The sequence below is a fragment of the Thermoanaerobaculia bacterium genome (assembly GCA_018057705.1).
In the GTDB taxonomy this organism is placed as follows: domain Bacteria; phylum Acidobacteriota; class Thermoanaerobaculia; order Multivoradales; family JAGPDF01; genus JAGPDF01.
In genome coordinates this window covers 1-6,812 of sequence record JAGPDF010000132.1, presented here as the reverse complement: position 1 = coordinate 6,812, position 6,812 = coordinate 1, and the positions used below count along the sequence as shown (strand labels likewise).

Below are 6,812 nucleotides of genomic sequence, written 5' to 3'. Positions count from 1 at the left end.
GGAGAAGGAGGCCGACGCCAAGGCGGACGACAAGCCGAAGTGGGACGTCAACAATCCGCCCGGGCCGCATCACGACGTCGCGATCGACGTCGACGAGGGGACCTGGATGACGGTCGACATCTCGCCCGACGGCCAGACGATCGTCTTCGACCTCCTGGGAGACATCTACACCATGCCGGCGACCGGCGGCGACGCCAAGGCGATCAGCTCCGGCGTCTCCTGGGACATGCAGCCGCGCTTCTCGCCCGACGGCCAGTGGATCGCCTTCACCAGCGATCGCGCCGGCGGCGACAACATCTGGATCATGAAGCGCGACGGCACGGAGCCGAAGCAGGTGTCGAAGGAGAGTTTCCGCCTGGTGAATAGCCCCGCCTGGAGCCCGGACGGCGAGTGGATCGCCGGCCACAAGCACTTCACCGCCGAGCGCTCGCTCGGGAGCGGCGAGATCTGGCTCTGGCACAGGAGCGGCGGCGACGGGCTGCAGATGACCGAGAAGCCGAACGACCAGAAGGACGTCGGCGAGCCGGCCTTCTCGCCCGACGGGCGCTACATCTACTTCAGCCAGGATACGACCCCGGGCAAGACCTTCTCCTACAACAAGGACTCGAACGGCCAGATCTACGTCATCCGCCGCCTCGATCGCGAGACCGGCAAGATCATCGACTTCGTGGACGGCCCCGGCGGCGCGGTCCGCCCGACACCGTCGCCCGACGGCAAGCGCCTCGCCTACGTCCGCCGCGTGCGCTTCCAGTCGGTGCTCGTCGTGCAGGATCTCGCCTCCGGCATCGAGCAGCAGGTGTATGCCCATCTCGACCGCGACATGCAGGAGACCTGGGCGATCCACGGCGTCTATCCCGCGATGGGCTGGACGAAAGACAGCAGCGCCCTGATTCTCTGGGCGGGGGGCAAGATCCAGCGCCTGAGCCTGCCGGCGACTCTGGATCCCAGCGGGCAGACGCCCGGGCAGGTCGCGGCCACTGCGGCGCAGGTCATCCCCTTCCGTGTGCGCGACAAGCGCCAGGTGACCGAGGCGCTACGCTTCCCGGTCGAGGTCGCACCGGAGGTCTTCCCGCTGCGCATGATCCGCTCCGCCCAGACCTCGCCCGACGGCAAGCGGGTCGTCTTCCAGGCGCTCGGCAAGCTCTGGGTGAAGGCCTTGCCGGAGGGCCGGCCGGAGATGCTCACCACGCAACGCGACCACTTCGAGTACTTCCCCTCCTGGTCGCGCGACGGCAAGTCGATCGTCTACACGGCCTTCGACGACGGGATGTACGGCAGCGTGCGCATCGTGCCGGCGACGGGCGGGCCGGGGCGGGCGATCACCACCGAGCCGGGTCACTATTTCGAGCCGGTCTTCACTCCCGACGGCAAGTCGATCGTCTACCGCAAGGGGACGGGCAACTACCTGCGCGGACAGGCGTGGAGCCGGAATGCCGGTGTGTATATCGTGCCGACCGGAGGCGGCGAGCCGACCCTCGTCACCGACGACGGCGCGCTGCCGCAGTTCGGTGCTACCGGCGAGCGCGTCTACCTGATGCGTTACGGCGACGAGGACAAGCGCTCGCTGGTCTCGCTCACACTCGCCGGCGCCGATCTGCGCACCCACGCCACTTCGGAGGCGGCGACCGAGTTCCGGATCTCGCCCGACGGAAAGTGGCTCGCCTTCACCGAGCGCTGGAACGTCTTCGTGACGCCGTTCGTGCCGACCGGCAAGGCCCTCGAGGTCGGTCCGAAGGCGAGCGCCGTGCCGGTGACCCGGGTGTCGAAGGATGCCGGCGAGGCGCTGCATTGGGCCGGTGACTCGCAGACGCTCCACTGGACGCTCGGGTCGCAGCGGTTCTCGCGTGAGCTCAAGGACGCCTTCGCCTTCCTCGCCGGCGCACCGGAGAAGCTCCCGGATCCGCCGTCCACCGGTCTGCAGCTCGGTTTCAACGTCGCCTATGCCCGGCCCTCCGGAGCGATGGCCCTGGTCGGCGGCCGAATCGTGACGCTGCGAAGGGCCGCGGACGGCTCGGCGGACGAGGTGATCGAGGACGGCGTCGTTATCGTCGAGGGGAATCGGATCGTCGCCGTCGGGCCGCGCGCCGGGGCCGGCGCTCCGGTTGTCCCTGCCGGAGCGAAGATCGTCGACGTCACCGGGAAGACTCTCATTCCTGGCCTCGTCGACGCCCACTGGCACGGTTCCCAGGGCAGCGACCGGCTGATCCCGGAGCAGAACTGGGTCAATCTCGCGAACCTCGCCTACGGCGTCACCACGATCCACGATCCGTCGAACGACACGAACGAGATCTTTGCCGCGGCCGAGCTGCAGAAGGCGGGCGCCATCGTCGCGCCGCGCATCTTCTCGACCGGCACGATCCTCTACGGCGCCAAGGGCGACTTCAAGGCCGAGATCGACTCGCTGGACGACGCCCTGTCGAACCTCCGCCGGTTGCAGGCCGCCGGCGCCTTCTCGGTCAAGAGCTACAACCAGCCGCGTCGCGAGCAGCGTCAGCAGGTCATCGCCGCCGGGCGCGAGCTCGGGATGATGGTGGTGCCCGAGGGCGGGTCGCTCCTCGCCCAGAACCTCACTCAGGTCGTCGACGGCCACACCGGCGTCGAGCATTCGCTGCCGGTCGGGGCGATCTACGACGACGTCACCCAGCTCTGGGGCGGCACGGAGGTGGGATATACGCCGACGCTCGGAGTCGCCTACGGCGGCCTGATGGGCGAGGAGTACTGGTACGCCAAGACCGACGTCTGGGCGGAGAAGCCGCTCGCCGACCTCGTGCCGCGGCAGCTCCTCGATCTGCGTTCCCGGCGGCGTCCGACCGCTCCGGACGGCGAGTGGAACCACATCCTCGCGGCGCAGAATGCGAAGACGCTCGCCGACGCCGGAGTCTCGGTGCAACTCGGCGCCCACGGCCAGCGCGAAGGTCTGGCGGCGCACTGGGAGCTCTGGATGCTGGTGCAGGGCGGAATGTCGCCGCATCGGGCCATCGAGGCCGGGACCATCGCCGGCGCCGAGTACCTCGGTCTCGCCAAGGATGTCGGGTCGATCGAGGTCGGCAAGCTCGCCGACCTCATCGTCCTCGACGCCAATCCGCTCGACGACATCCGGCTCTCGACGAAGCTGCGCTACGTGCTCGTCAACGGCCGTCTCTACGAGTCAGCCACCATGAACGAGATCGCCCCGGAGTCGAAGCCGCGCGCGCGTTTCTGGTGGGAGTGAAAAGCGAGTCGTCGGTTCGGCGACGACGGCGAGCTGGACCCGCAGCTGGGGACATGTAGCCGCCCCGAGAGGGCGTGCAGACGGAACCAAAGCATCTCAGGGCGGATACGTGTCCCCGGCGTACCTGCCGTTGGCAGATGGTCGGTGGTCGCGCTGCTCCGGCACTCGGGATCCAGAGTGGGCTCCTATTTGAAGCGTGGTCGCCCACTCTGGATCCCGAGCGCCCTCGCGTCGCGGTGCACCAGCGCTGAAGGCAGCGCCTTTCACCACCCTACCGACCCGTCTTCTCTGCAAGTCGACCGCTGTCGACTTGCTCGGTAGTTCTGCAAGTCGACAGCTGTCGACTTGCTCGGCAGTTCTGCAAGTCGACCGCTGTCGACTTGCTCAATCACTGCGGATTTTCGCCGATCATCCCCAGGAGGAGCCGATCGCCGCACGGCACGAGGTAGTAGTAGTTGATGAATTTCGCGCCGGCGGAGTTGGCGCCCTCGGCTCGCACGTAGCCCTCGCCGGTGTGCATCTCGGTCTCCTCTTCCCCTTTGGGGGTCTCCGGCTGAAGGAAATGCAGCGCGTGCTGCTCCAGGTCGGCGTCGATTCCCTCGAGGCCGCGGATGGCGGCGATCTGCTCGGCGGAGAAACCCTGCGCGGCGAGCCAGCTCTTCAAGTCCTTGGCCAGCGCCGCGGCGCGGATCTTCGCGAAGGTGGCGACTACGGCGGCCGCGTCGGGGGTCGGCATGTCGGTCCTGAAGAGCCCGCCGTCCATGCGCTCGACCTCGCTGACTTCGAGCACCGCGGGCTTGCGCACCGGAAGGTCGAACTCGAAGCTGCCGTAGTACTTGTTCGTCACCTTGCCGGCGATCCGCCCGTCGCTTGCACTCTGCTTGGAAGTGAACTTCCAGTCGTGGCTGCCGACGTCTTCCGAGCGGCTGGTGCCGTCGTACTGCGTGCCGGCGCTGAAGTAGCGCGACTTGCCGGCGGCATCGAGATCGACCTCGTTCCAACGAGCGTTGCGCAATAGCGAGAGGGCGCGCGCTTCGGCCATCGGGCAGGTGTCACCGAGGATCGGCGAGGCGATCGGCTTGTCGGTGACATAGACGGCCGTTTCTCCCGCCCGGGTCGGTCCCCAGGCCAACCCATCGACGAGGTCGAAGTCGCCGGTGTTCACCTCCTGGTAGTGCCCTGAGACCGGGGCGGGGTAGGTGTAGGGCTCCGGCGGCGCCTCGGCTGCCGGCGCTGCCGCCGGTGCGCCTCCGCCCGCGCCGTGCGTCACCGGCCCCGGATCCTTGCCGCCGCAGGCGACGCTTCCCAACAGACCCATGGTGAACAGAAAACGGGCCCCGCCGTGCACATGACTCATGGTCGATCTCCTTACCAGACCCTAACGCCGTCGCGGCCCGACAAGGGACAGAGCCCCCATCCCGGGGACACACAAATGGGACACACAAAAATGTGTGTCCCATTTGTGTGTCCCCAAACTTCGAGAGAAGCTTCTTGACCCGCCAACGGTGCTCTGGCGCTCGGGATCCAAAGTGGGCGACCACGCCTCAAATAGGAGCCCGCTTTGGATCCCGAGTGCCGGAGCGCCCAAGCACCAGCGTCAGAGGGCGAGCCTGCAAAGGCCGCGGCGGCCGCTTACAGGTGCGGCGCGGCCTTCGCCTCCGGGGTGGCCTCGTCCATCGGCGGGAAGAGCTTGACGAGCGCCCACAGGATGAAGATCGGCAGCGCCATCACGATCAACGCCGGGAGGAGCCCCTCGCGGGTGGCGAAGCCCATCTTGTAGGTGGTGTAGCCGAGGAAGCTCTTCGAGAACAGCTGGCCGCCGATGACCACGTTCCAGCGCATCGCGAAGATGCCGACCAGGGTGAGCGCCGCCGCCACGGCATAGATGCGCTGCCGCACGACGATCGAGAACTGCTTCGTCTGGGTGAGCGCCAGGAGGCCGAGCGGCACCAGGGTGCCCAGCCCGATCTGCAGGAGGATGTGCGACCCATACAGCTTCGTCTTCACCATGAAGTCGAGCGATTGGAACGACTCGTCGGCGACATAGATACGGTGGATCAGGTCGAGCATCTCGAGCGAGAAATCGACGATGAAGGCGTAGTAGAGATACTTCGCGATCGTGTCGAGGCACGGGGCGTCGATCGGGATCTTCTTCGACTTGCAGTAGATGATGTAGATGAGCAGCACCGCTGCGATACCCGAGACGATCGCCGAGAACAGGAAGACGATCGGCATGAGCGGCGTCGACCACCACGGGTTCGCCTTGATCGAGCCGAAGATGAAGCCGACGTAGCCGTGCAGCAGGAAGGCCGAGGGGATGCCGATGACGGTGATGAACCTCCCGACGCGGTCGTCGATCTCGAGAGAGCGCGGCGAGAGGTTCGTCGAGCCCAGCGTCAGAATGCGGTAAAAGAGCCGCAGGATGCCCTTCTCCGAGGAGGCCCGGCGCACGATGAGCGGCCGGTACTCGAGCCAGATCTCGATCACGAGCACGGCGAGCAGATACCAGAGATAGACGAAGCCGAACATCGCCATCGCCGATGTCGTATGCGGCGTGGTGAACATCTGCAGCGAGCGCTCGGGGTGGCCCAGATGGAGCTGCAGCGGCAGCGGGGCGACCAGCATGAACGCCAGCGCCGTGAGCAGCGCCAGGCGGTAGGTCGGCTTCACCGCCTCGACCCGGAACACGCGCTCGAGCGAAGCCAGGATGAAGGCGCCGGCCACCAGGCCGGTGATGAACGGATAGAGCACGATCAGGATGCTCCACTGGAGCTCCATTTCGTTCGGATACATGAAGCCTTCCACGCCGGGGAGGGTGTGCATGGTCGGCTCGCTTTCAGCGCACCGCGACGTCGAGGCCGTTGTAGTAGGCCTTCGAGCCGGTCGCAAGGTTGGGTTTGAGCACGTGCACCTTGTGGGTGCGCAGCAGCTCGTGGATCGGATCGCCGGGGTTCTTCAGATCGCCGAGCAGGCGGGCTTGCGTCGGACAGACCTCGCAGCAGGCGGTGGTCAGTCCCTTGGTGATCCGGTGGTAGCAGAGCGTGCACTTGTCCACCGTGTTGGTGCGCGGATCGATGTAGCGGCAGCCATACGGACAGGCCTGCACGCAGTAGCGGCAGCCGATGCAGTAGTCCTTATCGACGAGAACGACGCCGTCGGGACCCTCGAACGTCGCCCCCACCGGGCAGACCTGGACGCACGGCGAGTGCGCGCAGTGGTTGCAGAGCTTGGGCACATAGAAGGTCTTGGCGCCCGCGACCGCGTGCTCGAGCGGCGGGAAGCCGTTGCGGCCGCCGTTCGGCGAGTCGACGATCGGCAGCAGCTCGCGCTTCGGGTCGACCGGGTCGGGGGGCGGGATCGTGTAGCGCTCGACCCACGTGCGCGAGAACCAGGCCTCGTCGGGGACGTCGTTCTCGAGCTTGCAGGCGTCGACGCAGCGGCCGCAGCCGATGCACTTCTCGATGTCGATGAACATGGCCCACCAGTGATCGTGGACGTCGTATCCGGGAGCGTCCTGCGGTCTCCCGGACTCGATGAACGACCAGGCCTCCGAAGCTGCGCCGGTGAGCATCAGATAGAACGTCCCCTGGGCGAGGAACTC

The 6,812-nt window shown here is 66.9% G+C and carries 4 protein-coding genes; 1 reads left to right on the top strand and 3 read right to left on the bottom strand.

Annotated features, from left to right (window positions below; translation table 11 throughout):
- Positions 1 to 106: 106 nt before the first annotated feature.
- On the top strand, positions 107 to 3,211 hold the full coding sequence (locus KBI44_20885; protein ID MBP9146940.1) for a PD40 domain-containing protein: 3,105 nt from the start codon (positions 107 to 109) through the stop codon (positions 3,209 to 3,211).
- A 388-nt stretch (positions 3,212 to 3,599) separates the two neighbouring features.
- Here KBI44_20885 and KBI44_20880 read toward each other — a convergent pair whose 3' ends face one another.
- The 3 genes from KBI44_20880 to KBI44_20870 form a co-directional block, all read right to left on the bottom strand.
- The gene (locus KBI44_20880) at positions 3,600 to 4,568 is read right to left on the bottom strand and encodes a hypothetical protein (GenBank protein MBP9146939.1); all 969 of its coding nucleotides are present in this window, start codon (positions 4,566 to 4,568) and stop codon (positions 3,600 to 3,602) included.
- Positions 4,569 to 4,843: 275 nt separating this feature from the next.
- Positions 4,844 to 6,034 (bottom strand): polysulfide reductase NrfD, encoded by a 1,191-nt coding sequence (nrfD, locus tag KBI44_20875; protein MBP9146938.1) that lies wholly within the window; start codon positions 6,032 to 6,034, stop codon positions 4,844 to 4,846.
- Positions 6,035 to 6,047: 13 nt separating this feature from the next.
- Entirely contained in the window at positions 6,048 to 6,782 is a 735-nt protein-coding gene (locus KBI44_20870) for a 4Fe-4S dicluster domain-containing protein (GenBank protein ID MBP9146937.1), read from the bottom strand.
- Between the last annotated feature and the right edge of the window lie 30 nt (positions 6,783 to 6,812).

Excerpts from the sequence above, each read along its gene's own strand:
- KBI44_20885 (MBP9146940.1), top strand. The coding sequence starts at position 107 with ATGACGGTCGACATCTCGCCCGACGGCCAGACGATCGTCTTCGACCTC.
- KBI44_20880 (MBP9146939.1), bottom strand. The coding sequence starts at position 4,568 with ATGAGTCATGTGCACGGCGGGGCCCGTTTTCTGTTCACCATGGGTCTG.
- nrfD (MBP9146938.1), bottom strand. The coding sequence starts at position 6,034 with ATGCACACCCTCCCCGGCGTGGAAGGCTTCATGTATCCGAACGAAATG.
- KBI44_20870 (MBP9146937.1), bottom strand. The coding sequence starts at position 6,782 with ATGCTCACCGGCGCAGCTTCGGAGGCCTGGTCGTTCATCGAGTCCGGG.